General features: G+C 65.3%; 26 protein-coding genes and 1 tRNA gene. 13 read left to right on the top strand and 14 right to left on the bottom strand.

Annotated features, from left to right (window positions below; genetic code table 11):
* Positions 1 to 2 precede the first annotated feature (2 nt).
* From ACZY1F_RS10440 to ACZY1F_RS10415, 6 genes are all read right to left on the bottom strand, one after another.
* Positions 3 to 1,121, bottom strand: coding sequence for a GNAT family N-acetyltransferase (locus tag ACZY1F_RS10440; protein WP_463941654.1), 1,119 nt, complete (start codon positions 1,119 to 1,121; stop codon positions 3 to 5).
* Positions 1,122 to 1,271: 150 nt separating this feature from the next.
* Positions 1,272 to 1,979, bottom strand: a complete 708-nt coding sequence (rplA, locus tag ACZY1F_RS10435) for a 50S ribosomal protein L1 (protein ID WP_160673153.1) — start codon at positions 1,977 to 1,979, stop codon at positions 1,272 to 1,274.
* A gap of 142 nt (positions 1,980 to 2,121) precedes the next feature.
* On the bottom strand, positions 2,122 to 2,553 hold the full coding sequence (gene rplK / locus ACZY1F_RS10430) for a 50S ribosomal protein L11 (protein ID WP_141141219.1): 432 nt from the start codon (positions 2,551 to 2,553) through the stop codon (positions 2,122 to 2,124).
* 130 nt (positions 2,554 to 2,683) lie between these two features.
* Positions 2,684 to 3,550 carry a transcription termination/antitermination protein NusG gene (gene nusG / locus ACZY1F_RS10425; RefSeq protein WP_463941653.1) on the bottom strand — a complete coding sequence of 289 codons (867 nt, stop codon included), beginning with the start codon at positions 3,548 to 3,550 and terminating at the stop codon, positions 2,684 to 2,686.
* A 117-nt stretch (positions 3,551 to 3,667) separates the two neighbouring features.
* The gene (secE, locus tag ACZY1F_RS10420) at positions 3,668 to 3,952 is read right to left on the bottom strand and encodes a preprotein translocase subunit SecE (RefSeq protein WP_254747011.1); all 285 of its coding nucleotides are present in this window, start codon (positions 3,950 to 3,952) and stop codon (positions 3,668 to 3,670) included.
* 81 nt (positions 3,953 to 4,033) lie between these two features.
* Positions 4,034 to 4,106 (bottom strand) — tRNA-Trp (locus ACZY1F_RS10415).
* Positions 4,107 to 4,381: 275 nt separating this feature from the next.
* Between ACZY1F_RS10415 and ACZY1F_RS10410 the strand changes: the two genes are divergently transcribed.
* The gene (locus ACZY1F_RS10410; protein ID WP_463941652.1) at positions 4,382 to 5,599 is read left to right on the top strand and encodes a pyridoxal phosphate-dependent aminotransferase; all 1,218 of its coding nucleotides are present in this window, start codon (positions 4,382 to 4,384) and stop codon (positions 5,597 to 5,599) included.
* A 150-nt stretch (positions 5,600 to 5,749) separates the two neighbouring features.
* Here the strand turns inward: ACZY1F_RS10410 and ACZY1F_RS10405 are convergent, their stop codons facing one another.
* Together ACZY1F_RS10405 and ACZY1F_RS10400 are read right to left on the bottom strand one after the other, a co-directional pair.
* Positions 5,750 to 6,433, bottom strand: a complete 684-nt coding sequence (locus tag ACZY1F_RS10405) for a LuxR C-terminal-related transcriptional regulator (RefSeq protein WP_463941651.1) — start codon at positions 6,431 to 6,433, stop codon at positions 5,750 to 5,752.
* On the bottom strand, positions 6,430 to 7,863 hold the full coding sequence (locus tag ACZY1F_RS10400) for an ATP-binding protein (protein WP_463941650.1): 1,434 nt from the start codon (positions 7,861 to 7,863) through the stop codon (positions 6,430 to 6,432). Before ACZY1F_RS10400 ends, ACZY1F_RS10405 begins: the two co-directional genes overlap by 4 nt.
* Positions 7,864 to 7,987: 124 nt before the next feature.
* Here ACZY1F_RS10400 and ACZY1F_RS10395 point away from each other — a divergent pair, with 124 nt between their 5' ends.
* From ACZY1F_RS10395 to ACZY1F_RS10355, 9 genes are all read left to right on the top strand, one after another.
* A complete protein-coding gene (locus ACZY1F_RS10395) occupies positions 7,988 to 9,580 on the top strand; it encodes a PspC domain-containing protein (protein ID WP_463941649.1) in 1,593 nt (530 codons plus the stop codon).
* Position 9,581: 1 nt separating this feature from the next.
* The gene (locus ACZY1F_RS10390; protein ID WP_463941648.1) at positions 9,582 to 9,875 is read left to right on the top strand and encodes a hypothetical protein; all 294 of its coding nucleotides are present in this window, start codon (positions 9,582 to 9,584) and stop codon (positions 9,873 to 9,875) included.
* A 3-nt stretch (positions 9,876 to 9,878) separates the two neighbouring features.
* Positions 9,879 to 10,130, top strand: coding sequence for a PspC domain-containing protein (locus tag ACZY1F_RS10385; protein ID WP_463915402.1), 252 nt, complete (start codon positions 9,879 to 9,881; stop codon positions 10,128 to 10,130).
* Positions 10,131 to 10,279: 149 nt separating this feature from the next.
* A complete protein-coding gene (locus ACZY1F_RS10380) occupies positions 10,280 to 11,242 on the top strand; it encodes an ABC transporter ATP-binding protein (protein WP_463941647.1) in 963 nt (320 codons plus the stop codon).
* Positions 11,239 to 12,105 (top strand): ABC transporter permease, encoded by an 867-nt coding sequence (locus ACZY1F_RS10375; RefSeq protein WP_463941646.1) that lies wholly within the window; start codon positions 11,239 to 11,241, stop codon positions 12,103 to 12,105. The genes ACZY1F_RS10380 and ACZY1F_RS10375 overlap by 4 nt, the downstream gene beginning before the upstream one ends.
* A gap of 64 nt (positions 12,106 to 12,169) precedes the next feature.
* Complete coding sequence (locus ACZY1F_RS10370) at positions 12,170 to 13,429, top strand: sensor histidine kinase (RefSeq protein WP_463941645.1); 1,260 nt, start codon at positions 12,170 to 12,172, stop codon at positions 13,427 to 13,429.
* Positions 13,426 to 14,058, top strand: a complete 633-nt coding sequence (locus ACZY1F_RS10365) for a response regulator (protein ID WP_463941644.1) — start codon at positions 13,426 to 13,428, stop codon at positions 14,056 to 14,058. The genes ACZY1F_RS10370 and ACZY1F_RS10365 overlap by 4 nt, the downstream gene beginning before the upstream one ends.
* Positions 14,059 to 14,154: 96 nt before the next feature.
* On the top strand, positions 14,155 to 15,180 hold the full coding sequence (locus ACZY1F_RS10360) for an ATP-dependent 6-phosphofructokinase (protein ID WP_463941643.1): 1,026 nt from the start codon (positions 14,155 to 14,157) through the stop codon (positions 15,178 to 15,180).
* A 90-nt stretch (positions 15,181 to 15,270) separates the two neighbouring features.
* A complete protein-coding gene (locus ACZY1F_RS10355) occupies positions 15,271 to 15,993 on the top strand; it encodes a GNAT family N-acetyltransferase (RefSeq protein ID WP_463941642.1) in 723 nt (240 codons plus the stop codon).
* A gap of 48 nt (positions 15,994 to 16,041) precedes the next feature.
* Here ACZY1F_RS10355 and ACZY1F_RS10350 read toward each other — a convergent pair whose 3' ends face one another.
* The 6 genes from ACZY1F_RS10350 to ACZY1F_RS10325 form a co-directional block, all read right to left on the bottom strand.
* Positions 16,042 to 17,550 (bottom strand): DHA2 family efflux MFS transporter permease subunit, encoded by a 1,509-nt coding sequence (locus ACZY1F_RS10350; protein ID WP_463941641.1) that lies wholly within the window; start codon positions 17,548 to 17,550, stop codon positions 16,042 to 16,044.
* A 51-nt stretch (positions 17,551 to 17,601) separates the two neighbouring features.
* Positions 17,602 to 18,039 carry an ankyrin repeat domain-containing protein gene (locus ACZY1F_RS10345; protein ID WP_463941640.1) on the bottom strand — a complete coding sequence of 146 codons (438 nt, stop codon included), beginning with the start codon at positions 18,037 to 18,039 and terminating at the stop codon, positions 17,602 to 17,604.
* Positions 18,039 to 19,121 (bottom strand): CAF17-like 4Fe-4S cluster assembly/insertion protein YgfZ, encoded by a 1,083-nt coding sequence (gene ygfZ / locus ACZY1F_RS10340; RefSeq protein WP_463941639.1) that lies wholly within the window; start codon positions 19,119 to 19,121, stop codon positions 18,039 to 18,041. The genes ACZY1F_RS10345 and ygfZ overlap by 1 nt, the downstream gene beginning before the upstream one ends.
* Positions 19,122 to 19,172: 51 nt before the next feature.
* Positions 19,173 to 19,895, bottom strand: a complete 723-nt coding sequence (locus ACZY1F_RS10335) for a flavodoxin family protein (protein WP_463941638.1) — start codon at positions 19,893 to 19,895, stop codon at positions 19,173 to 19,175.
* A 74-nt stretch (positions 19,896 to 19,969) separates the two neighbouring features.
* Positions 19,970 to 20,584, bottom strand: coding sequence for a nitrobindin family protein (locus ACZY1F_RS10330; protein WP_463941637.1), 615 nt, complete (start codon positions 20,582 to 20,584; stop codon positions 19,970 to 19,972).
* A 171-nt stretch (positions 20,585 to 20,755) separates the two neighbouring features.
* Positions 20,756 to 21,523: a permease gene (locus ACZY1F_RS10325; protein ID WP_463941896.1), complete on the bottom strand. Its 768-nt coding sequence runs from the start codon at positions 21,521 to 21,523 to the stop codon at positions 20,756 to 20,758.
* A gap of 348 nt (positions 21,524 to 21,871) precedes the next feature.
* Here ACZY1F_RS10325 and ACZY1F_RS10320 point away from each other — a divergent pair, with 348 nt between their 5' ends.
* The 3 genes from ACZY1F_RS10320 to ACZY1F_RS10310 all read left to right on the top strand — a co-directional run bounded on the left by ACZY1F_RS10320 (position 21,872) and on the right by ACZY1F_RS10310 (position 26,180).
* Positions 21,872 to 22,570 carry a winged helix-turn-helix transcriptional regulator gene (locus ACZY1F_RS10320; RefSeq protein WP_056344481.1) on the top strand — a complete coding sequence of 233 codons (699 nt, stop codon included), beginning with the start codon at positions 21,872 to 21,874 and terminating at the stop codon, positions 22,568 to 22,570.
* A gap of 240 nt (positions 22,571 to 22,810) precedes the next feature.
* The gene (mshD, locus tag ACZY1F_RS10315; protein ID WP_463941636.1) at positions 22,811 to 23,782 is read left to right on the top strand and encodes a mycothiol synthase; all 972 of its coding nucleotides are present in this window, start codon (positions 22,811 to 22,813) and stop codon (positions 23,780 to 23,782) included.
* A gap of 148 nt (positions 23,783 to 23,930) precedes the next feature.
* Positions 23,931 to 26,180: an RNA degradosome polyphosphate kinase gene (locus tag ACZY1F_RS10310; protein ID WP_463941635.1), complete on the top strand. Its 2,250-nt coding sequence runs from the start codon at positions 23,931 to 23,933 to the stop codon at positions 26,178 to 26,180.
* Positions 26,181 to 26,184 lie beyond the last annotated feature (4 nt).

The raw sequence follows: 26,184 nt of genomic DNA, 5'->3' as shown, positions 1-26,184 counted from the left end.
CGTCATCCCAGCCGTTTCTGCCATTCGCCCTCATAACCAGCGGGTTTGAATCCAAGCAAATTATTTATCGACAGCATATGCCGGTTTTCCACGGCGTTCCATGTCAGCACCGATCGCGCCGCGGGCCATCGATGCTGGGCGGCCCGAAGGTTCGCCGCCTTGATCAGCAATCCCAGCCTCTTACCGCGGTGCTCGGACGAGACCAGGGTGTCCTGCTGGGCAATGGTGGCAGGAATGCCCGCCCGCCAGTTCAGGACCGTGTAGGCCACAAGCTTGCCGGTAGGCCTGTGCAGCGCTGCCGCCACCTGGCTTTGCAGGCCGCCGCGGCTGTTCGACTGCTCCTCCTGCCGGACCCTGGCCGGATCCCAGTCCTCGGCTTCCCAGTCCAGACCGGCAATGGGGACATCCGTACTCATCCGGTTCTTGAGGACTGCGTATTCCGCTACCAGTTCGCCAGGACACCTGTCAGACCAGCCCACCAAGGCGTAGCCGGTTGCCCGTGAAGACGCTTCCATCTCCAGGGCGTCGAGTTGGTTCGCCGGGACCGGCAGCGTGAGCCGGCTGGCCCTCTCCACCTGCTCTAGCTCGTAACCCGCCCGGGCCGCAAAGGCCACGGCAGGGTCATCTGCGGGGAGCCCGCCCGCGCCCGATTTGGCGGGGATCAGCCGGGCCGCGTTCTCCACCGCCCCGGCGGGCAGCTCACAGTAGGCATCCAGGGAAGTCCGGCCGGCGTCCGCGGCCACCGCCTCGACGTGTGCCAGCAGACGGCGGCCCAAACCCAGCCGCCGCAAGCGTGCAGACACGTCCACCTGGATCCCTGCCGTGGACGTGTTTTCACGAAGAGGGAGGGTTACGGAGCAGGTTCCCACGGTTTGCTGGCCCAGCCGCGCGATGAAGAGCCGGCGATCTTCGTACTCATTGCCGCGCCAGTATTCCAGGCTCTCCATGGCCGTGGGGCAGCGATCCAGATCGCCCCACTTCTCCAGCTCGTGTTTCTCGCGCAGGGCGTGGCACTCATGGAAGTCCATGACGCCTGCGGTGCCGGCGGCACCGTGGTTGGTCCCGGCGTCGAGCGCTGACGGAATGGCGACTGCGGTGATCTTCAGCTGCTGGCCGGTCATGTCCCATCCTAACCACGCGCGGTTTGGTCGAGGGCGGGACGGACGCCATTTGGTCCGTGGCTGTCGGAGTTAAAACCAAAGGACCGCCCGGCGCAGTGCCGGGCGGTCCTTTGGCGTGCCGGAATAGTCCGGCGGAAGTGCTGCTGAGGCCTAGACCTCGGTCAGAACCTTCGTGACGTTGGGGTCGACGGCGATGCCGGGACCGAACGTGGTGGCCACGGTGGCCTTCTGGATGTAGCGACCCTTGGAAGCGGACGGCTTCAAACGAAGCACCTCTTCCAGCGCTGCTGCGTAGTTCTCGGCCAGCTTGAGGGCGTCGAAGGAAACCTTGCCGATGATGAAGTGCAGGTTCGAGTGCTTGTCAACGCGGAAGTCGATCTTGCCACCCTTGATGTCATTGACAGCCTTGGCGACATCTGCGGTCACGGTGCCGGTCTTCGGGTTCGGCATCAGGTTACGGGGACCCAGGACCTTACCAAGACGGCCAACCTTGCCCATGAGGTCAGGGGTGGCAACGGCTGCATCGAAGTCGGTCCAGCCGGCCGCGATCTTTTCGATCAGGTCATCGGAACCAACGAAGTCGGCGCCGGCAGCGATTGCCGCTTCAGCCTTGTCGCCCGTTGCGAAGACCAGGACGCGGGAGACCTTACCGGTGCCGTGGGGCAGGATAACGGTGCCGCGGACCATCTGGTCAGCCTTGCGAGGGTCAACGCCCAGGCGGAAGGCAACCTCAACGGTGGCGTCGAACTTGGACGGGTTGGTGTCCTTGGCGAGCGTTACTGCCTCGAACGGCGCGTAGAAGTTCTCCGCGTCGATCTTGGCGGCTGCTGCCTCATATGCTTTGCTGCGCTTTGCCATGCTGCTTATTTCTCCTTGTGCAGTTGTGGTCTGCGGACCGCGCTGGGCCCTGCCACAGCCGAGGATCCTGCATGGATCCTGCGGCGTTACGGTTTGTGCCGGTTGTCCGGCGGTGGTGCCGGTTTCCCGACGGTGAAGGCTATTAGCCTTCTACGGTGATACCCATGGAGCGGGCGGTACCGGCGATGATCTTCGCTGCGCCTTCGAGGCTGGTGGCGTTGAGATCTTCCATCTTGGTGGTGGCGATCTCGTTGACCTGGGCCTTGGTCAGCTTGGCAACCTTGACGGTGTGCGGGGTGGGTGAACCCTTGGCAACGCCTGCAGCCTTCTTGATGAGCTCTGCAGCCGGCGGGGTCTTGGTGATGAACGTGAAGGAACGGTCTTCGTAGACCGTGATTTCCACGGGGATAACGTTTCCGCGCTGGGCTTCTGTGGCAGCGTTGTACGCCTTGCAGAATTCCATGATGTTGACACCGTGCTGGCCAAGTGCAGGACCGATCGGCGGGGCCGGGTTAGCGGCGCCTGCCTGGATCTGCAGCTTGATGAGGCCGGTGACCTTCTTCTTGGGAGCCAATGTAAGGTCCTTCTCTCAATATCTTCCTGGGACACAGGAGCGTGCCTCAGGTTGTTGGCCGCCATGGCGAGGCGACCGGCCGTTCCGGGGCTGCTAAGCGGGCAGTCCGGAACGAATTATGTGCGGTTTATTAGATCTTGCTGACCTGGTTGAATGCCAGCGTGACCGGGGTTTCGCGTTCGAAGATCGACACGAGCACCACGAGGGTCTGGGATTCCACCTTGATCTCGGAGATCGTGGCGGGGAGGGTCTCGAACGGACCTTCCTTGACGATGACCGATTCGCCCACCTCGAAGTCGACGTCGATCTGGGCGGCAGCGTGCTTGACGGGCTTACCCTTTTCGGCCTGCTCTTCTTCGAAGACCGGCGCGAGCATGGAGAAGACCTCGTCGAGGCGCAGCGGCACCGGGTTGTGGGCGTTGCCCACGAAGCCGGTAACACCGGGAGTGTGGCGGACGGCGCCCCAGGAGGCATCCGTCAGGTCCATGCGGACCAGGACGTAGCCGGGGATCCGGACGCGGTTGATGACCTTGCGCTGAGCGTTCTTGATCTCAACGACTTCTTCCATGGGCACCTGGATTTCGAAGATGTAATCTTCCATGTCCAAGGTCTGGATGCGGGTCTCAAGGTTGGCCTTGACGCGGTTTTCGTAGCCGGCGTAGGAGTGGATGACGTACCAGTCACCCTCCTGGCGGCGCAGCTTGGCTTTGAATTCGTCGGCGGGGTCAACCTCGGCCTTGGCGGCCGCGGCTGCCAGTGCGTCTGCATCAGCGTCGTCGCCCTCTGAGTCGCCCTCAGCAGGTTCGCCTTCTACGGCGTCACCCTCTGAATCGGCATCCTCTGAATCGTCTGAATCGTCGGCGGCATCGGCGTCGGCGGAATCGGGCGCAGCGGACTCAACCTCGGACTCTTCACCGGCTTCAACCGTGGGGGCCGCCGTGTTGTCCGTGGACTCTTCCAGCTCAGTCTCGGTTACCTCGAGCTCCTGCTCAGACACTTGGTCTCCTGCTTCCTCATTGCCTAACATGCCTATTTAAATGGCTCAATTCCGCACACCGCGTGGATTCTTCCGGTTTTACCCGGACAAGGCCACGCGGCCTGCGGACGATATGCCTTAGCGGTCCCCGGGAGCTATCCCGCCGAAGACCCAGCTGACCACGGTTCCAAAACCGATGTCCAGCAGGCTGACGATCACCATCATGATGGCCACGAACACCAGCACCACGAGCGTGTAGTTGATCAGTTCCTTGCGGGTTGGTGCAACAACCTTCTTCAGTTCGCCGATGACCTGGCGCATGAAGAGTGCAATACGAGCGAAGAAGTTAGCCTTGGCGTCCTTCTTAGCTGGGCGGCCCTTGGAGCTGCTGGCAGCTGTTTCGGTCACCTGGTCCTCGCTCATCTTTGCAATGTTGGATTACCCGGTCCTGATCAGAACCATGGTTGCTGCGCGTGCTCCGGCATTCCGCCGGAACAGCTTGCGCAGGGCAGACAGGACTCGAACCTGCAACCTGCGGTTTTGGAGACCGCTGCGCTACCAATTGCGCCACTACCCTATGGATCGAAAACAGCATCCTGACAAACTCCCGCAGTTTGCACTGGGGCGCACGTCATCATCCGTGTTTTCAACACCGGAGAACCAGTCTACGCAACAACTTCGTCTACGTCGAACCAGCCTCATTCCGGACCGTCCAATCCGCCCTGGTGGGTGAGCTGACCTGCAGTCACATCCACGCCGGCAGCCCGAACGATCCGCTGAACAGCATAGAGTAGATCACGTCGAATTCCACCATTCAGCCTTCCGGGCTGCAAGCGAAGAACGGACCCTGCCATGTCTGCCGCCCGCGTTTCCAAGCGCATTTCCGCAATTGCCGAATCCGCAACCCTGGCTGTTGATGCCAAGGCCAAGGCGCTGAAGGCAGCCGGCCGGCCGGTTATTGGCTTCGGGGCAGGCGAACCGGACTTCCCCACTCCGGACTACATCGTCAAGGCGTGCATCGAGGCCGCCAGCCAGCCCAAGTACCACCGCTACTCCCCCGCCGCCGGCCTGCCGGAGCTCAAAAAGGCCATCGCTGAGAAGACGCTCCGCGACTCAGGCTACGCCGTGGATCCGTCCCAGGTCCTGGTGACGAACGGCGGCAAGCAGGCCGTGTACAACACCTTCGCCACGCTGGTGGATCCGGGCGACGAAGTGATTGTCCCCACGCCGTTCTGGACCACCTACCCGGAGGCCATCAGGCTTGCCGGTGGTGTCCCTGTTGAGGTGTTCGCCGGACCTGAGCAGGACTACCTGGTCACCGTTGAGCAGCTTGATGCCGCTTTGACGGACAAGAGCAAGATCCTGCTGTTTGTCTCGCCGTCCAACCCCACAGGATCCGTCTACAGCCCGGAGCAGGTGGCTGAGATCGGCAAATGGGCCGCCGCCAAGGGCCTCTGGGTGGTCACCGACGAGATCTACGAGCACCTGACCTACGACGGCGTCCCGTTCACCTCGATCGCCACCGCAGCCCCGGAACTCGGCGACAAAGTGGTCATCCTCAACGGCGTGGCCAAGACCTATGCAATGACCGGCTGGCGCGTCGGCTGGATGATCGGCCCGGCCGATGTCATCAAGGCGGCCACCAACCTGCAGTCGCACGCCACCTCCAATGTTTCGAACATCATGCAGATTGCAGCCCTCGCCGCCGTTTCCGGACCGCTGACCGCCGTCGACGAGATGAAGGTGGCGTTTGACCGCCGCCGCAAGGCGATCGTGGCGGGCCTGAACGCGATCGACGGTGTTGAATGCCCGACGCCGAAGGGTGCGTTCTACGTCTACGCCGATGTCCGTGCGCTGCTGGGGAAGGAATTCCCGACGGCGGCAGGCACCGCGACGCCGTCCACCTCCGCAGAACTGGCTGCTTTGATCCTGGATGAGGTTGAGGTGGCCGTGGTGCCGGGTGAGGCGTTCGGCCCGTCCGGCTACCTGCGGCTCTCCTACGCCCTGGGCGACGAGGACCTGGCCACCGGCGTCGCCCGGCTCCAGGACTTCCTGGGCCAGGCCAAGTAGGACGCCCTCACTTAACGCAAGAAAAAACCGAACGCTCTATCACTTTCTCTAGGAGAGTGATAGAGCGTTCCGGCTTAAGCCGAGTCAAGTGCGAGAGCGTTGGGGAAAAAGCCACATCAAGTGAGAGAGCGTTTGGGCGGGGCTGGTTGGTTAGAGGAGGCGGCGTTCGGCGGCCCACTTGGTGAGCTCGTGCCGGCTGGAAAGCTGGAGTTTGCGCAGCACGGCTGACACATGGGTTTCCACGGTCTTGATGCTGATGAACAGCTCCTTGGCCACCTCCTTGTAGCTGTAGCCGCGGGCGATCAGGCGCATCACTTCGAGCTCACGGGCCGAAAGCCTGTCCAGCTCGTCGTCGGCAATGTCTGCGGGAGCGGTGCCGAAGGCGTCCAGCACGAAGCCGGCCAGCCGGGGTGAGAACACAGCGTCGCCGCCGGCCACGCGGAACACGGCATCGGTGATTTCGGCACCGGAGATGGTCTTGGTGACATACCCCCGGGCGCCGGCGCGGATGACCGACACCACGTCCTCGGCGGCGTCTGAGACGCTCAGGGCCAGGAACTTGGTGGTGCCCAGGAGCGCCGCGGAACCAGCGATGACTTCCCGTCCGCCACCGCCGAGGCCACCGGGCAGGTGCACGTCCAGGAGTACCACTTCCGGGCGCTCCTGCGCGATCACGGCGATGGCCTGCTCAACGGTGGCCGCCTCACCGACGACGTGGATGCTCTGATCGAGATCGGCCTTAAGCCCCGAGCGGAAGATGCCGTGGTCATCCACGATCACCACCCGGACCGGCTGTGCGGGGCGGATGGGCCCGGTCCCCTGTACGTTGTTCATGATTTCCCTTCCGCGTTGTCCGTTTGGAGCGCCGGCATTCCCAGCCGTACCTCCGTGCCGTCCGGCGTGCTGGTGATGGCGGCGGTCCCGCCGTGGCGTTTCATGCGTCCGATGATGGATTCGCGGACGCCCAGCCGGTCTTCGGGTACATCCTGCAGGTCAAAGCCCGGCCCTCTGTCCTTGATGAAGATTTCTGTGCGCCCGTCGGAAACTTCCAGGTAGACGGAGACGGTCCCACCGCCGTGACGGGACGCATTGAGCATGGCCTCACGGCTGGCCTGGAGCAGCGCCTCGTGGGATTCCGTCATGGCTGTGTCCCCGACGCTCACCACCTCCACGGCGTTGCCGAGGGAGTCTTCCACCTCGGCAGCCACCGCCTTGATGCGGTCCGAAAGCTGGCCTGCCTCCTTACCGGGGTCCTGGAACAGCCAGCTCCTGAGTTCGCGTTCCTGGGCCCGGGCGAGCCGGACGACGTCGTGCTCGTTTCCCGCCCGCCGCTGGATCAGGGCGAGGGTCTGCAGGACGGAGTCGTGCAAGTGGGCAGCAATCTCGGCCCGCTCCGTTTCGCGGATACGCCCCGCACGCTCCGTTTCCAAGTCCCGCCAGAATTTGAGGGCCCACGGAAGGAGCACCAGAACCACGCCGCCCAGCACCGCCACCGATGCCAGCAGGGCCAGCCAGGTCTGCTCCCAGGATCCGGAGCCGGACACCATGACCAGCACGCCGGCGACCACCAGCGCCAAACCCGCGGCCAGGCGCGCCCAGCCGCCTGCCTGATCGGCCTTGGTCTTGTCCACGAGCCCCGCGCGGCGGGTTTCGTCGAGCTGCATCCACGCGATGGCTGCACCGCCCAGCACGGCAGCAGCGGGGATGAGAGTCCCCAGGGGCACGTCCACGCCCAGGAGCCGGGCGATCATGATGCCCGCCACCAGGAGGAGCCCGGCGCCCAACAGTATTTCCTTTCCGTAGCGCATGCTACGGACCCGGAACCACGGCGGCCGCACGACGGCCGGGTAACCGGCGGGGTAGCCGGCAGCGGGCCCGCCGCCGGAGACAGCGCCGGGGGCGAAACTGGGGGCGAAAGCACCGGCGTCGGGATTTCCCCACCAGGGGGCAGCCGCGGGCAGACCCGGCGACTGCGACGCGGACAGAGGCTCGGCACCGAAGGCCGTGTCCAGGCTGACGGCGGGGGCAATGGGCGACGCCGGACGCCGGGCGTTGCGCCGCGCGCTTTCGTCGGCGGTGGGGACCATGATCCACAGCCACGCGTAGAAGGCCAACCCGGCGCCGCCGGCGAGGGTTGCGAGCGCCATGCCGATCCGCACGCTTTTCACCGGCAAGCTCAGATGCGCCGCGAGGCCGGCGCATACGCCCGCGATGACACGGTCGCTGCTGCGGACAAGCGGGGGGCGGGTGAGGGCGGTGGTCATGTGTCAATCCAAGCACGGATCAGGGTTCCCCGGACCCGATTCCGGCCTGAACCGGGGGTAACTCAGGGGCGAGTCAGGGTGTTCCCCAGTAGAGCTGCGCCGCCCGGGACGGCAGGATCGAAGTATGAACTCCCAGACCCCTACCCCCGATGATGGCCAGCCCACGGAACCGATTCCCCCACGCGACCCGGACCAGCCAACCGAACCCCTGCTGCAGCCCCCGGCTTCCCCGCAGGACACCCCCCCGGCCGCCGGTCCCTACGGCGACACGAATGCCGGACCCGATGCCGGCCCCTATTCAGGCTCCTATTCAGGCCCCTATTCCAGCCAGTCTGCAGGCCAGTACCCCGGTCCGTATGCCGGCCCAAAAGCACCGGGCCAGTCAAATGACTTCTTCAACTGGGTCCGGAGCCACGGCATCCAGCGCGGACGCGACCGGTGGATCGGCGGCGTCTCCAGCGGCATTGCACACCGGATGGGCATCGACCCGCTGATTGTGCGCGGCATCTTCATTGTCCTTACCCTCTTCGCCGGAATCGGCGTCCTGCTCTACGGCCTGGCGTGGGCATTCCTTCCCGAACCCGACGGGCGCATCCACGTCCAGGAAGCCGGCGCCGGCCGCTGGTCCAGCGGCATGACAGGCTCGCTGGTCACCACCGTGGTGGGGCTCACCGGGCTCGGCGGCGGATTCTGGGGCTGGAGCCGCAACGGCTTCGGCGGATTCCTCTGGACCGTCTTCTGGGTGGGCGGCGCCATCTACTTCATCTACTACCTGACCCAACGCAGCAAGGCCCGGAATGGAGCACCCATGAACGCCACACCGCAGCCGGCCGGCGGAAGCTCCGGTTATTCGGCCGCCTACCCCACAACCCCCTACGCCTCGCCGTTTGCGGCCACGGATTCCACTTCGACCCGCACGTCCGGCACGCCCGGCAGCGCGCCTCACCTTCCGGTCCCGCCGTCGGGCGTCAACCCGCCTTACGGCGGCGGAAGCTACGGCAGCGGCAGCTATGGTGGCGGCGGTAGCGACGGCGGTGCCTACGGCGGCTACCAGCCACCGCAAGGCCCGGCCCGCACACCCAAGCTCCGCCCCTCCGGCCCCGGCGCCCCGGCAGTAGCCATTGCTGCCGGAACCGCGCTCCTGGTGGGTGGCGGACTCAAAGCCCTGGACGCCGGCAACGTGATCAACCTCGGCGACGCCACCAACGCGATCGTCTGGGCCAGCGGCGCAGCCGTCCTGGGCCTGGGCATCCTCATCGCCGGCTTGCGCGGCAGGACGTCCGGAATCCTCGGCTTCTTCGCCGTGGTTGCCCTGGTGATCGGCGGCATCTTCAATGCTGTGGGCAACGGCGACAGGGTCCGCTTCACCCAGGTCGACTGGGCCCCCGTCAGCATCGAACAGGCAAGGGACGGCTTCGACGTCACCGCAGGCCGCGGGACTGTTGACCTCACGGAGCTCAACGTCACCGCACCGCTGGCGTCCGACATCGTCGTTCCCTTGGACATCACCGCCAGCAACGTCACGGTGGTCATCCCGGACAACGTCCCCGTGGACGTCAAGGCCGACATGACCATGGGCAACCTCACCGAAGGCAGCGACCACCGCAGCGGAATGTCCACACGCGAGAGCAGCTACAACACCGGCAAGCCCGGCGCCAAGCTGATCGTGGAGATCGACGGCACCTTCAGCAACGTCACCATCCAGGAAGGGAACTGACATGAGCAACGTCAATCCGTCACCAGATCCATACACTCCGGAAAGCACGACGGCGGTGGGCCACACAGGAGCCGACGCACCTCAGCAGCCATCCGCCCGCGTGGGCACCATAGTCTGGGGCCTCATCGTGATGGCGCTGGCCGCCCTGATCATCATCGCCCAGTTGGGCGTGGTGACCCTGAACGGCACCTACGTCCTGATCGGCCTGATGATCGGCGCCGGCGCCGCCCTGGTGATCGGCGGGCTGCTTTCGGCCCGGAAACGTGACAACGAACCCACAACAGGGAAGTCTTGAGCCATGGACAAGTTCTTCAGCATCGTCAGGGGCTTCGGCCTGAAACGTGGACCCCAACGCTGGATAGGCGGCGTGTGCGGCGGAATCGCTGCAAAGCTCAACGTGGATGTGGCCTTTGTGCGGATCGCTTTCCTGGTCTTCTGCCTCCTCCCAGGTCCCGCAGTGGTCCTGTACCTCGCGGCGTGGCTGGTCCTTCCGGACCAGCAGAACTCCATTCCGCTGCAGAACTTCCTGGACCGCCGCTCCATCAGCTGACACCCAGGCCAGAACCGTCAGGCCCCCGCACCCCGGGAATCGTTCCGGGAGCGGGGGCCTTTCTGCTGCCCTTGTCCACCGGCCGGTGGACAACAGGTTCAACCGGCCGGGCCTGTTGGCTGGCACCCCGGGACTGCCACGCTGGAAGCATGAACACTTCCCTCAGCCCCGGGCAGCGGCAAGCCGCTGACGCCATCACCGTCCGTGGCCTCACCAAAACGTACGGGCTGCCCAAAGGCGGGACCCTCACCGCCGTGGACCAGCTGGATCTGACCATCCGCGCCGGCGAAACCTACGCCCTACTTGGCCCCAACGGCGCCGGCAAATCCACCACCATCGAAATCCTGGAAGGTCACCGGAAACCGGACAGCGGCCAGGTCATGGTTCTGGGAACCCGCCCCTGGAAGGCGGCACCGTCCTTCCGTGCCCGGATCGGCATTGTGCTCCAGGAGGCCACAGATTCCGGAGAACTCAGGGTTTCCGAGGCGCTGCGGTCACTTGCTTCCTGCTTCCCGTCGCCCCGGCCGGTGGACGAGGTCATTGAGGCCGTAGGGCTGGGCGGCAAGGGCGGCGTCCGGATCTCGACCCTTTCGGGTGGCCAGCGGCGCCGGCTGGACGTGGCGCTGGGGATCATCGGCAACCCCGAAGTCCTGTTCCTGGACGAACCCACTACAGGCTTCGATCCCGAAGCCCGGCGGCAGTTCTGGGACCTCATCCGCCAGCTGAGCAGCGGCGGCACCACCATTGTCCTCACCACGCACTACCTAGACGAGGCCGAGCAATTGGCAGACCGGATCGGCATCATCAACAGCGGGCGGCTGATCGCCGAGGGCGGCCCGCAGGACATCGGCGGCCCGGGCCTCCGCGTGCCACGTGTCAGGTGGCGGGATGCTTCCGGCCTGCGGGAAGTGGTGACCGAGCAGCCGGCTGCCCTGGTCGCGTCGCTGTCCGACGGCGGCGCAATCGAGCCGGCGGAGCTCGCCGTCGTCCGTCCCGGCCTGGAAGACATTTACCTCCAGCTGATCGGCGCCGCCGACTCCGCCGATCTCGGCGCCGAACCGTCCAAGGAACCTTCCCACGCAACACCGTCCGTTTCAGGGGCCCTCCGATGAGCGCAGCAGTCCCCGCCACCGCCTCTCCCGCCACCGACCGTCCCGCCTGGCGTCCATCAGTCCTGGGCCTGGGAGTTGGCCGGGTCCTGTTGGAGATCAAACTATTTAACCGTGACGTGCTATCTCTGGTCCTGGTCCTCTTCTTCCCAATCCTGATGATGTCCCTGTTCGGGACGGTTTTCGGTGACGAGCCGGACTTCGGGGCCGGTCCGGACGGGCAGGGCGGCATCACCCCGGCGCACTACTACCTGCCCGGCATGCTTGCGCTCAGTACCATTCTCAGCGGGTTCCAGAACCTCAGCAGCTACGTGGCCACTGAGCGTTTCAACGGCACGGTGAAGCGGCTGGCCGGAACGCCATTGCCCGCGGCCTCGTACTTCATCGGGAAAACAGGCCAGACGCTCTACCTGATCGTGGCGCAGACTGTTCTCCTGCTGCTCGCGGCAGCCGTGATGTTCGACGTCCCGCTCCCCCGGGATGCCGGGCAGTGGGGCCTGGTGGCGCTGCTGATGCTCCTGGCAACGGCAGCCTGGGCCACCGTGGCCATCGCCTTCACCGCCTTGCCCAAATCGGCACAAAGCGCGTCCACGCTGGCGGTCCTGCCGGTACTGCTCCTGTCCTTCACGTCGGGCGTGTACTTCCCGTTCTCCCAGCTTCCGGACTGGCTGCAGTCCGTGACCAATTTCTTCCCGTTGCGCTGGACGGCGAGCGCCTTCAGGTCTGTTTTCCTGCCTGCCGGCTTTGAAGCCGTTGAGCCCGGCGGCACGTACAACCTGCCGCTGACATTCGTGGTGCTGGGCCTCTGGGTGGTCGCGGGTGCGGTGCTGGCCCGGGTGGCGTTCAAGTGGCCGCCGCAGAAGTAGCCGGTTCCGTGCCGCACCGATCGTGGATCTTGGTGGCCCAGCGGCACACGGATAGGGTGCACCCATGAGCTATATGAGCGGACGGACCGAGCGGCTGCTGCCGGCACGGTCCGTATGGACAACCTCCATGGTCTGGTGGCACGTCTGCTTCTACGCTGCGCTGGCCAGCGTGTCCTATTTCGCCCTCTTCGGCAACGAGCGCGGGCCCGGGACATCCCTGGTCGTCGGTTCTCTGGCGCTTCTGGGGGCCGCTTACCCGTTCCTCACCCGGGCCAGGGATCTGAGGACACTGAAGCCCAGCATCTACGTTGCACTGCTGGTGGCGGTGGTGGTGTTCCTGTCGTTTGTGTACGACGGCGCCGGGGTCCTGCTTTTTGTGGCCTTCCCGCAGGTCTGGATGTTCACGTCCTCGCAGAGGCAGGGCGTGGTGGCCACCGCCGTGTTGTGCATCGGCGTGGCCGCGGGCCAGATCAGCCGCTGGGGACTCACCGGCACGGAGGTCTACGGCATCACGGCCCAGCTGGTGACCTCGTTTGTTGCCAGCTGCATGATCGGGCTCTGGATCTCGAAAGTCATTGAGCAAAGCGAACAGCGTGCCGAGCTGCTGGCCGAACTCGAGGCCACGCGCCACGAACTGAACAACGCCGAGCAGGCACGCGGTGCCTTGGCTGAGCGGGAGCGGATGGCCCGGGAAATCCACGACACCCTGGCCCAAGGGTTCACATCCATCGCCATGCTTTCCGAAGCTGCGCAGGCCCAATTCAGGGCGCAACCGGAAGCCCCCGCAGGTCTCGTGCGCAGCCTCACCGCCATTTCGCGGACGGCCCGGGAGAATCTGGCGGAAGCCCGTGCCCTGGTGGCCTCAGGCGTCCCGTCCGATGTCCAGGGCGGCGACCTCCTGGCGGCGCTGACGCGGCTGCCTGACACCCTGCACCTGGACAGCATCCGGCTGACAGTCACAATGCCCGGCAGCCTGCCCCCGCTGCCGTCCACGCAGCAGGTGGCCCTGCTCCGGACGGCCCAGGAGGCCCTGAACAATGTCCGCAGGCATTCCGGAGCCACAGCGGCGGAGGTACTGATGGGTATCCCCGCCGGCGACCCGCCGCTGCTCCGGCTGACAGTCACGGACAACGGCCAGGGTTTCGACGTCGCGGCGGACCACCAGGGGTTCGGCCTGAAATCGATGGCTGCCCGGCTGGACGAAATCGGCGGCCGGCTCCAGGTCACGTCCGCGCCCGGCGCCACCCGGCTGGTGGCGGAGGTCCCCACCGCTGCTACAGGGCCCGGCGGCACGGGGGCAATCATGCCCGGAGACACGGAATGAGCGCCCCCGAAACTGTGACGGTGGTCCTCGCCGATGACCACCCCGTGGTGCGGAGCGGCCTCGCTGCCCTGCTGGAAACGGCGGACGGCATCGACGTGGTGGCCGCCGCGGCCAACGGCGAGGAGGCGGTGGACGCCGTCAGCCGGCTGCGCCCCGCCGTCGTGCTCATGGACTTGCGGATGCCCGTCCTGGACGGCGCCAGCGCCACCGCGCAGATCCGCGACAGGTTTCCTGACACTAAGGTGCTGGTGCTGACCACGTACGACGACGACTCCGACATCATGCGCGCAGTGGAGTCCGGGGCGGTGGGCTATCTCCTGAAGGACACCGCCGGTGACCGCATCATCGAGGCCGTGCGTGCTGCAGCGCGGGGTGAGACGGTTCTCGCCCCGCCGGTGGCGGCACGCCTGGTCTCGCGGATGCGTGCGCCCGAACTGCCGCGGCTGACGGCCCGGGAGGTGGAGGTCCTCCGCTGCGTGGCACAGGGATTGAGCAATCCCGAGGTGGCCACGGCGCTCCACATTGCCGAAGCGACGGTCAAGACCCACCTGCTGCGGGTCTTCAACAAACTGGATGTGGACGACAGGACCCGTGCCGTGGTCCTTGCCATGGAACGGGGCCTTTTGTAACCGGTTTGTGTCGTAACGCACACCGCCGACTACAATCTAGGTGAGCTCAGCGTGGCGCTCTGCCTGTATACCTTCACACCAGGATTTGAGCGAGACATGAAAATTGGAATTCTTACCAGCGGTGGCGACTGCCCCGGACTGAACGCTGTCATCCGCGGAGCCGTCCTCAAGGGCATCGCCATCCACGGCCACGAATTTGTGGGGTTCCTGGATGGCTGGCGGGGCGTCGTCGAAGGCGACGTCATCGACATCCCCCGCACCATGGTCCGCGGCATCGCCAAGCAGGGCGGCACCATCCTGGGCACTTCCCGCACCAACCCCTTTGAAAACGGTGGCGGGCCGGAGGTCATCAAGGCCCATATGGACCGCCTCGGCATCGACGCCATCATCGCGATCGGCGGTGAAGGAACCCTCGCCGCCGCGAAGCGCCTCACGGATGCCGGCCTGAAGATCGTGGGCGTCCCCAAGACCGTGGACAACGACCTGGACGCCACGGATTACACCTTCGGTTTCGATACCGCCGTGCAGATCGCCACCGAGGCCATCGACCGGCTCCGGACCACGGGCGAGTCCCACCACCGCTGCATGATCGCCGAGGTCATGGGCCGCCATGTGGGCTGGATTGCCCTGCATGCCGGCATGGCCGCCGGCGCGCACGCCATCCTGATCCCCGAGCAGAAGGTCAGCATCGAGCAGATCACTGAGTGGGTCCAGGAAGCCCACGACCGTGGCCGCGCACCGCTGATTGTGGTGGCCGAGGGCTTTGTGCCGGACCACATGGAAACCCCGCACTCCGAGCGCGGCCTGGACACATTCGGCCGGCCCCGGCTGGGCGGCATCGCGGACCAGCTCGCCCCCGAGATTGAACGCCGCACCGGCATCGAAACCCGCGCCACCATCCTGGGCCACATCCAGCGCGGCGGCGTGCCGTCCGCGTTCGACCGTGTGCTCGCCACCCGCCTGGGCATGGCCGCGATCGACTCCGTCGTGGAGGGCTACTGGGGCACCATGGTGGCGCTCAAAGGCACCGACATTGAACACGTGAGCTTCGACAAGGCCCTGGGCCAGCTCAAGACCGTTCCGCAGAAGCGCTACGACGAGGCAGCGGTCCTCTTCGGCTAAGCCGTCTCAGCGCGAACGGACATTTGGGGCCCTCCGCTGTGGGGCCCCAAGTGTCCGTTCGCGCTTCCCCGTGCTGGGTAGGCTGGAGACATGACTCTTGACCCCGGTTCCGCCGCCATCATCCAGCTCGCTTGGGCCCGGCATTTGGGGCTCGACGACGGCGCTTTCGCTGCGTCGCTGAGTTCCGGCGAGCGGATGGTCAGGGCGGACGACGCTGCAGAGACTGTGGAGTTCGTCAGGCTGTTCGGAAGTTCTGCGCTGGTGGGACCGCAATGGGTCATTGACGCGGCCGCGGAAATTCCGGACGAGGAGATGGCCCAGCATGTGACGCTCCTGACCCTGACCCGGTCCCACGGAGGCCACGGCCTCGGCGCGGCAGCGTTGTTCTTCGCCGACGACCTGCCCCTGCGCCAGCCCTCCGAAGAGCTCACTGTGTCCCACGGAAATCCGGAGGCGATCGAGCTCGAAGGCCTCTGCCCGCCGGATGACGTCAACGAAGTGCACCTGTCGGACCTTGAGAACCGGTACACGATCCTCCACGAGGTGGACGGGCGGCGCCTACCGGTGGCGTGCGGCGCCTACGGCGAATGGGAAGGACTTCTCGCACAGATGGGAGTCCTGGTGGACCCCGAGTGGCGGCGCCGCGGCCTGGGCTCCGTCGCCGCATCCATCGCCGCCCACGAGGCCCTCGCGGCGGGCCTCACCGTCCAGTGGCGCGCCGAAGTCAGCAACACCGGGGCGGTGGCCCTGGCACGGCAGCTGGGCCTGTCCGCCGGCGGCATCCAGACCAGCGTGCACCTGGCGCACCGCTAGGGTCGCCAGGGTCGCCAGGGACAAGTAGCTGAAAAGAAGACCTGCCTGTCAGCCGGCCGCGGGGACCTCCGCCTCAGCATCGTTCCCGGGCTGGGGCATGGGCTGAGGCTTCGCGAAAAACGCTACTGTCAGCGCGCCGACAAGAAGCACTGCCGCCGGCAACAGGACGGACTGGCCCATCGCCGTCGCGAACGGTGCGTGCAGCGCCTGCGGCAGGGCCGCGCCAAAGCCGTCAGTGGTCGCCGCCTGTCCGGGCGGCAGAGGCGGGAATTCGGCCACAATACGGGCCTGAATCAATGCAGCCATGGCGGCCGCCCCCAGCACCGAACCGATCTGCCGGCTGGTGTTGAAAACACCCGAGCCGGCACCCGCCTGGCGTGGCGCGAGATTTCGCGTGGTGGCGTTGGCGATCGGCCCGAAGATACAGCCCATGCCCAGGCCTTGCACCGCACTCGGCAGAAGGAACATCCAGACAGGGGTATCGGGCGTCATGAGCACCGAAGTCCAGTAGATGGCCAGGGTGAAAAGCAGCATCCCGACAACTGCAAACCAGCGTGGATTGACGCGGTCAATCAGCTTGCCCACTATGGGCGACAGCGCACCGGTGAGGACGGCCATCGGAATCAGCAGGAGGGCAGACTGCGTGGGAGTCAGCCCCAATGCGACCTGGTAAAAAATCATGGAAGCCAACGGGTAGGCCGTGATGGAAAATCCCACAACGGTTATTCCCGCGTTTCCCAGCGCGAAGTTCCGGTCCTGGAACAGGCCAAGCGGCAGCAGGGGTTCGCCGCCTCTCCGTTCAAGCCACCACTGCCAGCCGATGAAAACCGCCATCACAACAACGCCGACCATGATCAGGCCCCATACCGTGAACGGGCCGCCATCAATGGTCCCCCACTTGTACGTCTGGCCTTCCTGTATCCCGAAGACGATCAGGAACATGGCAACGGCGCTCAGGAGCACCCCCACCACATCGAAGGAGTGACTGTGCGTTTTCAGTTCCGGAACGTTACGCATCACCAGCAGGAACGCCATGATGCCGATGGGCACATTGATGAAGAAAATCCACTCCCAGCCTAGGGAGTCAACCAGGACACCGCCGAGGATGGGCCCCACCAGGATGGCCATGCCCGCTGTGGCGCCCCACAGCCCCATGGCCGCGCCACGGCGGTCCGGGGGGAAGATGCGGGTAATCACCGCCATGGTCTGAGGCGTCATCAGGGCACCGCCCACTCCCTGAACGGTCCGGGCCAGGATGAGGATCGCTATGTCGCCGGACAGCCCACACCACAGGGACGCGAGTGTAAATACCGCCAGACCCGCAATGTAGACCCTTTTCGGCCCGAACCGGTCCCCCAGACGCCCGGCAATCAACAGGAGCACGGCGTAGGACAGCAGGTACGCGCTGGTAACCCAGACAACGGCCGTGATGTCGGCGTCGAGCGCCTTTCCGATACTGGGGTTAGCCACGAACACGATGGTGGTGTCGATCAGGATCATAAAGAATCCCACCACCAACGACCATAAGGCCAGCCAAGGCTTGGCTACAGTTTCCATGCAATTCCTCTGATTATGGTGGAGCGCCAATGGTGACTCAGTGTGGAAACGCTACCCCAGCAGATCGAGGATGTCCGCGCGGGCGAACATCTGCGCGGCAGCCCGGGCGGAGGGGCTGCCAGCGTCGGGATCCGCACCGGCGTCCAGCAGCACGCGGGACACGTCCACGTACCCCTTGAATGCGGCACCGGCCAAGGGGGTCTGGCCGCGGTCGTTGGCCGTATTGGCTTCGCCGCCGTGCTCCAGGATCAGCTGCACCGTCTCGGCGTGCCCGTGGTAGGCGGCCAGCATCAGCAGGGAATCACCCGCCGCGTTGGTCATCGTGGCCGGAGCCCCGGCGTCCAGATAGGTACGAAGCAGCCCGGTGTCCCCCTCCCGGGCCGCCTCGAAGAGACGGTGCGCCAACGCCACGGCCTCGTCGTCAGGCGTTGAGGCGTCGGCTTTGGCGTCGTCGGGTGAAGCGGCGCCGGTTGCGGTGTTCTCGGTCATCAGCGGGTCCCCCTCAGGAATCCAGTCTGGCGCCCCACTACCTGGCCGGCATCGGGGGCAACAATTACTTCCTGGGCAGCGATGTAAGGCTCCTCGCCGTCCAGCACTGTCAGCATTTCATCCGGCGCGACGGACCGCTTGATGACGGCCAGCGCCACCGGGCCCATTTCGTAGTGCTGGGCAACGGACGTCACTGTCCCCACCCTCCGCTCGCCGAGCATGACCTGGCTGCCGGGAGCTGGCATGGTGTGCTGCGAGCCGTCCAGCTGCAGGAACACCAGGCGCCGCGGCGGATGGCCCAGGTTGTGCACGCGGGCGATGGTCTCCTGTCCCTTGTAGCAGCCCTTGGAGAGGTGCACGGCGGTGCGGAGCAGGTCCAGTTCGTGCGGAATGGTTTTGTCATCGGTTTCGGCCCCCAGCCTGGGGCGCCACGCAGCGATGCGGAGAGCTTCGGCCGCCATTACACCGGCGAGTGGGCGGTCGGCCAGGGTTTCCTCAAGTTCGGCGACCGGCACCAGATACTCGATCCAGGGCCGCTCCAGCCCGGGGTGCCCTTCTTCCGGAACAACCGCATAGGAGTAACCGCCGGCGCCGACATGCGGCCACGGATCCCGCCAGGCCAGCAGTCCGGACCATTCCTCCACAGTCGTTGTGGACCCGAGTACAGACCAGTCTGCGGAGACGTCAGTGATCTCGACGCGCAGCATGAACTTCATTTTGTTCAGCCACGCAGCCAGCGGTGCAGCCTCGGCGGCCTCAACAACCAGCCAGGTGGTCCCGCCGTCGTCCACTACGCGGGCGTCAAACTCGATCCGGCCCTGGATACTCAGCAACAGCAGCTCGCTCGACTCCCCCGGCTGCAAGCCGGTGACCTGCTGGGAAGACAGGGTGTTCAGCCAGGTCAAGCGGTCCGGACCGCTGACCGTCACCACGCCGCGGTGGGAGAGGTCGACGACGGCGGTACCGGCGGCGAGGGCGCGCTGCTCACGCAGGGGCTCGCCGTAGTGGGATGCGACGCCGGCGTCCGCGCCGGTAGCCTCGACGGCGCCGGGGCGCGACAGTAGGGGGCTGGGTGTAGTCATACTTGGGGGAACGTCCTTAGGTGGGTAGGTATTCCGGTCTCGGGCAGCCGGTCAGCGGTATTCGGGGTTCTCGAAGTCGAAGCGCGTCCCGGCTTTCCATTCTTCAGGAAGATTGCCGTAGGCGGGGATCCCGCCGGCGTCCTTCAGCATCCGGGCGAAATGCAACAGGTTCCAGGTCATAAACGTGGTGTTGCGGTTGGTGAAGTCGGATTCGGGGCCGCCGGAGCCTTCGTCGAGATAGCTCGGGCCGGGGCCCACCGGGCCGATCCACCCGGCGTCGGCCTGGGGAGGGATGGTGAAGCCGACGTGCTGCAGGCTGTAGAGGACGTTCATGGAACAGTGCTTGATGCCATCTTCGTTGCCGGTGATCAGGCAGCCGCCAACCTTGGGGTAGAACGCCCATTGGCCCTTGCTGTTGAGCTGCCCGGAGTGGGCGTAGAGCCGTTCGATCAGTTTCTTGGTCTGGGAGGAGTTGTCGCCCAGCCAGATGGGACCGGCAACCACCACAATGTCGGCTTCTTCAACAGCCGGGTACAGTTCCGGCCACGCATCGGACGGCCAGCCGTGCTCGGTCATATCGGGGTAGACACCGCTGGCGATGTCGTGATCCACAGTCCTGATCACACGGGTGCTGACACCCTGCTTCTCCATGATGAGGCGGCTGACGTTGATCAGGCCCTCGGTGTTGCTGGTCTCCGGCGACCGTTTTAGGGTCCCATTGAAGAACACAGCCTTCAGGTCGCTGTAATCCGTGGAGTCCTGCGGTGCTGCCATGACGCTCCCTTGATTCACTCGCCGGTGTTGCCCAGGATGCCAAGTCTACTGAGAATCGGTGGCGCAGCAGGGCGTCAGGAAACCTTTTTCAGGAAGGCCGAGGCGTGCGCTTCGAGACCCTTGCCAGGCTGTGATGTTCCGCCGGTGGCCACGTCCCAGCGCCAGAGCAGGTTGCCGTCCACCAGGCCGAAGATCCGGGTGGCGGCGCTGTAGTCCTTGGAATGGCTGCCGCGCATCACCATGTCGGTGGTGAGGTGGACCTGCGGGCCCTTGATCTGCCCGTAGTAGAGCTCAGAGATCCCGCCCGGATGTGAGATAGACACCGAGATGTCGAACCCGCCGTCTTTATTGCGCTGCGCTTCGACTTCATCGGCGCTCTTGAGGGCGGGAACAATATCGGCCGGAATCAGGCCTGGTCCGCCGTCGGCATCAAGCTGTTTGCGCTCCAGCGCCCAAAAACCGGTCTCCACTGTCAGCGGCCGCAGGCGCGTGCCGTCGTCGTCAGTTAACCAGCTCTCCGCGCGGTACTGAAGATACGGCAGGCCGTTGTGCGAGAAAGACACATGCTGGAAGAAGTGTTCCGAGTCCTCGTCCCCGCTGCCGAGCCGGCCGCTGCCTTCCCACTCACCAATGAGCCAGGAAAGCGGAACAAGTTCCGGTGTCAGGTCTGTAGGAATTTCGATAGGCACGACAATTACCTCAGGAAAATGCTAGCTCGTTGAACGGGGTTTACTTCTGGCCTTTGAAGAGGCGGTAAACCACAAAGCCGGCGAACCAGGCCATGGACAGGCTGGCGATGCCGAGCAGGACAAGGAAGAAGATTTCAAATGCAAGTACGGACATGATGCCATCCTAACCGGTTAGTAGATGAGAAGTTTGTCTATGAAGTAAGCCAGGGAGCCCACGGCCGAAACCGGTGCAAGCCCCATGCTAACCGCAGCCAAAAGATTCAGCGGCCCGCCGCGGAGTGTTACGAGGCGGCGGAAGCTGACCAGTACGGCGCCCACCACAACGCCGAAGATCGCCGCCGGCAGAACAGCAATGTCGGAGAAGACCAGGCCGGCGAGCGGCCCGGCAAGTCCTGCCATCACGATGCCGAGGGGGGCCACGATGCTGTCCGGCCAGCGGATCAGGCCGGCCACCAGTGCCACGGCGGCGCTGATGGCTGCCACCAGGAGCATCTCCCGCACGCCGTTAAAGCGCGCGCCGGCGATCCAGCCTGCACCCAAGCAAGAGAGGAGCACCCCCGCGCAGCAGCCCAGGGTGGATTCAAGCCGCTGAGCCTGGCCGGTGCCTCGGATGAGCTGCACCACAAACACGGACATCATGCCCAGCGCCATGAACGCAGGCGTCCAGTCCAGGAAACCCGGGGCAGGGACGAAGCCGGCGGCGAGCGCAGCTCCGACGCCGGGCAGCGCGATGACGGCAGCCAGGGTCTTCTTTGCGGGGATCCGGAGGAAGTGGGGCCAGCCGATGCCGACGGCCACAGCTATCACCGCGGCGACGCCGACCAGTGCCTCGCGTGAGGCGTAGACGCCGGCGATGATCGCCACAAGACCCGCCACGCCGACAACACCGATGACCCATGAGCCCAGGGACTTTGCCGGGGCCTGTACGTCGGCGGTCATCGGGGACCCGGCCGGCCGGGTCGCGGCGGCTTCGACTCTGCACTCAATTCGTGGCATCCAATTCTGGCTGTGGACCCGGCGGCTCTGCCTACCGCGTCAGGGCGTTCTGCCCCACGGCTCAATCCTGCCTTATATGACCCGGATATGTCGCAAAGCGAAGGTTTGCACGGGCGAAATCCATGCCGTGCGGCAGGCCGGTGGGTATACTCAAAGTTCAGCTACGCTTCCTGCTGCGGATGCCCGTCGGATAGATTCCTTGCCGGCCAAGTCAGCTGCAGTGAGATAGTACCGGCCGGTGAAAACCCGGTTCAGTCGCCCGAAGATGCGCGGACGCCCCTTGGAGGAACAATGTCGCACATCCTGTTATTGACGAACAGCACCGGTTCTTCGGTAGACATTCTGCCTGCCCTGGAATTGCTGAACCACCGCGTGCACATCCTCGCCGCGGAACCCACAGCACTTCTGGAGACAGATCCCTGTGACATTGTGCTTCTCGACGCCCGCAAGGACCTGGTGGGCGCCCGTTCCCTCACGCAGTTGCTGAAAGCCACCGGCCTGAGCGCACCCCTGGTCCTGATCCTGACCGAGGGCGGCATGGCTGCTGTTTCCTCAGCCTGGGCCGTGGATGACATCGTGCTCGATTCAGCCGGTCCCGCCGAAGTGGAAGCCCGCATCAGGCTCTCCGTGGCGCGGGCCGTTCCGGACAAGGATGACGCCCCCACGGAGATCCGCGCGGCAGGCGTGGTCATCGATGAAGCGAGCTACACGGCCCGCGTCAACGGAGCGCCCCTGAACCTGACGTTCAAGGAATTCGAACTCCTCAAATATTTGGCCCAGCACCCCGGCCGCGTCTTCACCCGCCAGCAGCTGCTCACCGAGGTTTGGGGCTATGACTACTACGGCGGCACGCGCACCGTGGATGTCCACGTCCGGCGGCTGCGTGCCAAGCTCGGCGCCGACCACGAAAACCTGATCAGCACGGTCCGGAACGTGGGCTACCGCCTGACTCTGGTGCGGCAGCAGGAAGACGAGCTGACGGAAGCCTGACACCGTTCAAACCTGGAATCCGTTAATACAGGAATAGCCCCGGACCAGTGGTCCGGGGCTATTCCTGTATTAGTGAAGCTTTTTTGGTGGAGGACATACGGGTCGAACGTATCGAGGCCACCCCACTGGTGGATCCCCCTCGTTCCCGCCGTGACCGGCGGGTGAGATAACGACTATACGTGCCTGTCCGTGGGCCATCAAATCGGAGCGCCTCCCGGCCGGGGCGTATAGCCTAGCTTCATGAGTCCTGCGCACCCGGAAAAATGGCCCGTCCTTGTTGTCCACGGCGGCGTGGAGGAACAACTGCTGAAGGACTGCGTGGCGCTCCTGGCCGCTGCCGAGGAATCTGACGGCAACCCCTCGCTGTCCGAACAGACGGTGGTGTCGCTCCGCGCAGGGGACGCTGCAGAGCATTCCCTCCTGACCCTGGCGCTCTACGCGCCGGACGAAGATTCCGACCCCTCCTCTGGCCAGGACCTGGCCGGGTTTGCGGTTGTTGTGGAGGAAGCGGACGGCAGCGGCGTGCTGGAGATTGCCGTGCATCCGAGCTATCGCAACCAGGGCGTGGCGGACCGCCTTGTGAGCGCGCTCAAGTCCGGGCGCGGCCTGGACGGCCTGAAGGCCTGGTCCCACGGCAACCACGAGGCCGCCGCGGACCTCGCCGCCCGTTACGGCTACGGTCCGGTGCGCGAACTCTGGAAAATGAGGATGACTACCGCCACTGCGGAACTGCCCGACGCCGGCCTCCCGGAGGGCGTCACGCTCCGCGCCTTTGTGCCGGGCAGAGACGAGGACGCCTGGTTGGCTGCGAACCGCGCCGCCTTTGCCCACCACCCCGAGCAGGGCTCCATGTCCCGCGCAGACCTGGAGGCCCGGATGGCCGAGGACTGGTTTGATCCGGCCGGCTTCCTGCTGGCGGTGGACACCGAGGACCGGCTGCTGGGATTCCACTGGACGAAGGTGCATCCGCGCCACGGCGCCCACCCGGCGATCGGCGAGGTCTACGCGGTGGGCGTCACACCGGCGGCTCAGGGCATGGGCCTGGGCAAAGCGCTCACAGTGGCCGGCATCAGGCATCTGCAGGGCCTGGGGCTTCACGCCGTCATGCTCTACACAGATGCCGACAACACCGCGGCTGTTTCCCTGTACCGGGGCCTGGGCTTCACACGCTGGGATATGGACGTGATGTACGGCCCGCTGACTTCCGCTTGAGGTAGCCCGGGTGAGATAGCCCACTCGCGTGACTAAGGGCTTCGGATGGGCCGAAATCTAGGGCTCGCGGACGCTGAATGATTGTAAGGTTGGTAGAGAACCGCGCCGGCCGAGGGCCAGCATCAAGCGCCAGGTAAGAGGAGAGACCATGAAACCGGAACCCGCCGGAACAGTCACGTCCGAGGGCGCTTCAGTGCCGGTGCGCGCGCGCTTCGGCTCGTCTGAGGTCCCTGCCTCGCGTGCAACACAGGACCGGATCGACATCCCCGAGTTTGCGCCCAACCTGGTGCCCGAAGGGGACATCCGGCCGGACCGTTTCCTGGACCGCGAGCTCAGCTGGCTGGCGTTCAACTCCCGCGTCCTGGAACTCGCCGAAGATCCCTCCCTCCACCTGCTGGAACGCGTGGCATTCCTGTCCATCTTCGCGTCCAACCTGGACGAGTTCTTTATGGTCCGGGTGGCAGGCCTGAAGCGTCGCATCGCCACGAACCTCGCTGTGCCCTCCCCTGCCGGCCTTAGCCCGGTGGAGGTCCTGGAGAAGATCGGTGACGAAGCCCACCGCCTCCAGCAGCGCCATGCGCAGGTCTACGCCGAGCAAATCCGCCCTGCCTTGGCCTATGAGCACATCCACTTGATGCACTGGGACGAACTGGACGACGCCGCCAAGCAGCAGCTCAGCGCCATGTTCGCCGAAAAGGTCTTCCCGATCCTGACGCCCCTGGCCGTGGACCCGGCGCACCCGTTCCCCTACATTTCGGGGCTGTCCCTGAACCTGGCCGTGGTGGTGCGCAACCCGGTGAGCGACAAGGAACTCTTCGCCCGCCTCAAGGTTCCGGACCAGCTTCCCCGCCTGATCTCCATCGACGGGCCGCGGGCCGGGGCTGTCGCGGGACGCGTGGCGCGTTTTATCGCGCTTGAGGAAGTCATCGCCGTCCACCTGGACAAGCTCTTCGCCGGCATGGAAGTCCTGGAACACCACATCTTCCGCGTCACCCGTAACGAGGACCTCGAGGTGGAAGAGGACGACGCCGAGAACCTCCTGCAGGCGTTGGAGAAGGAACTGCTGCGCCGCCGGTTTGGCCCTCCCGTCCGGCTTGAGGTCACCCACGACATCAACCCGAATATCCGGGCCCTGCTCATCCGTGAGCTCGGCGTGGAAGAGTCCGAGGTGTACTCGCTGCCGGCTCCGTTGGACCTCCGCGGGTTGTCCGTCATTGCCGGAATTGACCGTGCCGACCTTCATTACCCCAAGCACTTGCCGCACACGTCCCGGTTCCTCAACGAGTCCGAGACGTCCAAGGCCGCCAATGTTTTCTCGGCGATGCGTCGCCGCGACATTCTGCTCCACCACCCGTACGACTCCTTCTCCACCTCGGTGCAGGCGTTCCTGGAACAGGCGGCCGCGGACCCCAAGGTCCAGGCCATCAAGCAGACCCTGTACCGGACCTCGGGCGACTCCCCCATCGTTGACGCCCTGATCGACGCCGCCGAGGCCGGCAAACAGGTGCTGGCCCTCGTGGAGATCAAAGCCAGGTTCGATGAGCAGGCCAACATCTCCTGGGCGCGCAAGCTGGAACAGGCGGGCGTCCATGTGGTCTACGGCATCGTTGGCCTGAAAACGCATTGCAAGCTGTCGCTGGTGGTCCGCCAGGAAGTGGACGGGCTGCGCCGCTACTGCCACATCGGCACCGGCAACTACCACCCCCGCACGGCCCGCTACTACGAGGACCTTGGCCTGCTGACCGCCAACGACCAGGTGGGCGAGGACCTTTCCAAGCTGTTCAACCAGCTCTCCGGCTATGCGCCCAAGTCCACATTCAAGCGGCTCCTGGTTGCTCCCCGCTCTGTCCGCTCCGGACTGATCGACCGCATCGAGACTGAGATCCGCAACGCCCGTGCCGGGCTGGCCGCCAGGGTGCAGATCAAGGTCAACTCCATGGTGGACGAAGCCATCATCGACTCCCTCTACCGCGCCTCCCAGGCCGGCGTAATGGTGGACGTCATTGTGCGCGGCATCTGCTCGCTGCGTCCCGGCGTCCCGGGCCTCAGCGACAACATCACCGTGCGCTCGGTGTTGGGCCGCTTCCTGGAACACTCCCGGGTATTCGCCTTTGCCAACGGCGGCGATCCCGTGGTTTACATCGGCTCGGCCGACATGATGCACCGGAACCTGGACCGCAGGGTGGAGGCCCTGGTACAGCTGTCCAATCCTGACGACATCCGCTACGTCCTTGACCTGCTGCGGCGCTACATGGATCCGGAGACGGCCAGCTGGCACCTGGATAACCAGGGCATGTGGAACCGGCACCACATTGCCGACGACGGCAGCCACCTCGACGACATCCAGTCCTGGCTGCTGGCATCGCGTACCCGCCAGCGCACCCTGAGCCGGCGGTAGGGCT

It is taken from the genome of Pseudarthrobacter xylosi (assembly GCF_055412765.1).
The sequence above is the reverse complement of the archived record's forward strand: the minus strand, read 5'-3'. Positions and strand labels throughout refer to the sequence as shown.

Coding starts and splice junctions, on each gene's coding strand:
- ACZY1F_RS10440 (WP_463941654.1), bottom strand. CDS start 1,121: ATGACCGGCCAGCAGCTGAAGATCACCGCAGTCGCCATTCCGTCAGCG.
- rplA (WP_160673153.1), bottom strand. CDS start 1,979: ATGGCAAAGCGCAGCAAAGCATATGAGGCAGCAGCCGCCAAGATCGAC.
- secE (WP_254747011.1), bottom strand. CDS start 3,952: ATGAGCGAGGACCAGGTGACCGAAACAGCTGCCAGCAGCTCCAAGGGC.
- ACZY1F_RS10410 (WP_463941652.1), top strand. CDS start 4,382: ATGTCTGCCGCCCGCGTTTCCAAGCGCATTTCCGCAATTGCCGAATCC.
- ACZY1F_RS10405 (WP_463941651.1), bottom strand. CDS start 6,433: ATGAACAACGTACAGGGGACCGGGCCCATCCGCCCCGCACAGCCGGTC.
- ACZY1F_RS10400 (WP_463941650.1), bottom strand. CDS start 7,863: ATGACCACCGCCCTCACCCGCCCCCCGCTTGTCCGCAGCAGCGACCGT.
- ACZY1F_RS10395 (WP_463941649.1), top strand. CDS start 7,988: ATGAACTCCCAGACCCCTACCCCCGATGATGGCCAGCCCACGGAACCG.
- ACZY1F_RS10390 (WP_463941648.1), top strand. CDS start 9,582: ATGAGCAACGTCAATCCGTCACCAGATCCATACACTCCGGAAAGCACG.
- ACZY1F_RS10385 (WP_463915402.1), top strand. CDS start 9,879: ATGGACAAGTTCTTCAGCATCGTCAGGGGCTTCGGCCTGAAACGTGGA.
- ACZY1F_RS10380 (WP_463941647.1), top strand. CDS start 10,280: ATGAACACTTCCCTCAGCCCCGGGCAGCGGCAAGCCGCTGACGCCATC.
- ACZY1F_RS10375 (WP_463941646.1), top strand. CDS start 11,239: ATGAGCGCAGCAGTCCCCGCCACCGCCTCTCCCGCCACCGACCGTCCC.
- ACZY1F_RS10370 (WP_463941645.1), top strand. CDS start 12,170: ATGAGCTATATGAGCGGACGGACCGAGCGGCTGCTGCCGGCACGGTCC.
- ACZY1F_RS10365 (WP_463941644.1), top strand. CDS start 13,426: ATGAGCGCCCCCGAAACTGTGACGGTGGTCCTCGCCGATGACCACCCC.
- ACZY1F_RS10360 (WP_463941643.1), top strand. CDS start 14,155: ATGAAAATTGGAATTCTTACCAGCGGTGGCGACTGCCCCGGACTGAAC.
- ACZY1F_RS10355 (WP_463941642.1), top strand. CDS start 15,271: ATGACTCTTGACCCCGGTTCCGCCGCCATCATCCAGCTCGCTTGGGCC.
- ACZY1F_RS10350 (WP_463941641.1), bottom strand. CDS start 17,550: ATGGAAACTGTAGCCAAGCCTTGGCTGGCCTTATGGTCGTTGGTGGTG.
- ACZY1F_RS10345 (WP_463941640.1), bottom strand. CDS start 18,039: ATGACCGAGAACACCGCAACCGGCGCCGCTTCACCCGACGACGCCAAA.
- ygfZ (WP_463941639.1), bottom strand. CDS start 19,121: ATGACTACACCCAGCCCCCTACTGTCGCGCCCCGGCGCCGTCGAGGCT.
- ACZY1F_RS10335 (WP_463941638.1), bottom strand. CDS start 19,895: ATGGCAGCACCGCAGGACTCCACGGATTACAGCGACCTGAAGGCTGTG.
- ACZY1F_RS10325 (WP_463941896.1), bottom strand. CDS start 21,523: ATGACCGCCGACGTACAGGCCCCGGCAAAGTCCCTGGGCTCATGGGTC.
- ACZY1F_RS10320 (WP_056344481.1), top strand. CDS start 21,872: ATGTCGCACATCCTGTTATTGACGAACAGCACCGGTTCTTCGGTAGAC.
- mshD (WP_463941636.1), top strand. CDS start 22,811: ATGAGTCCTGCGCACCCGGAAAAATGGCCCGTCCTTGTTGTCCACGGC.
- ACZY1F_RS10310 (WP_463941635.1), top strand. CDS start 23,931: ATGAAACCGGAACCCGCCGGAACAGTCACGTCCGAGGGCGCTTCAGTG.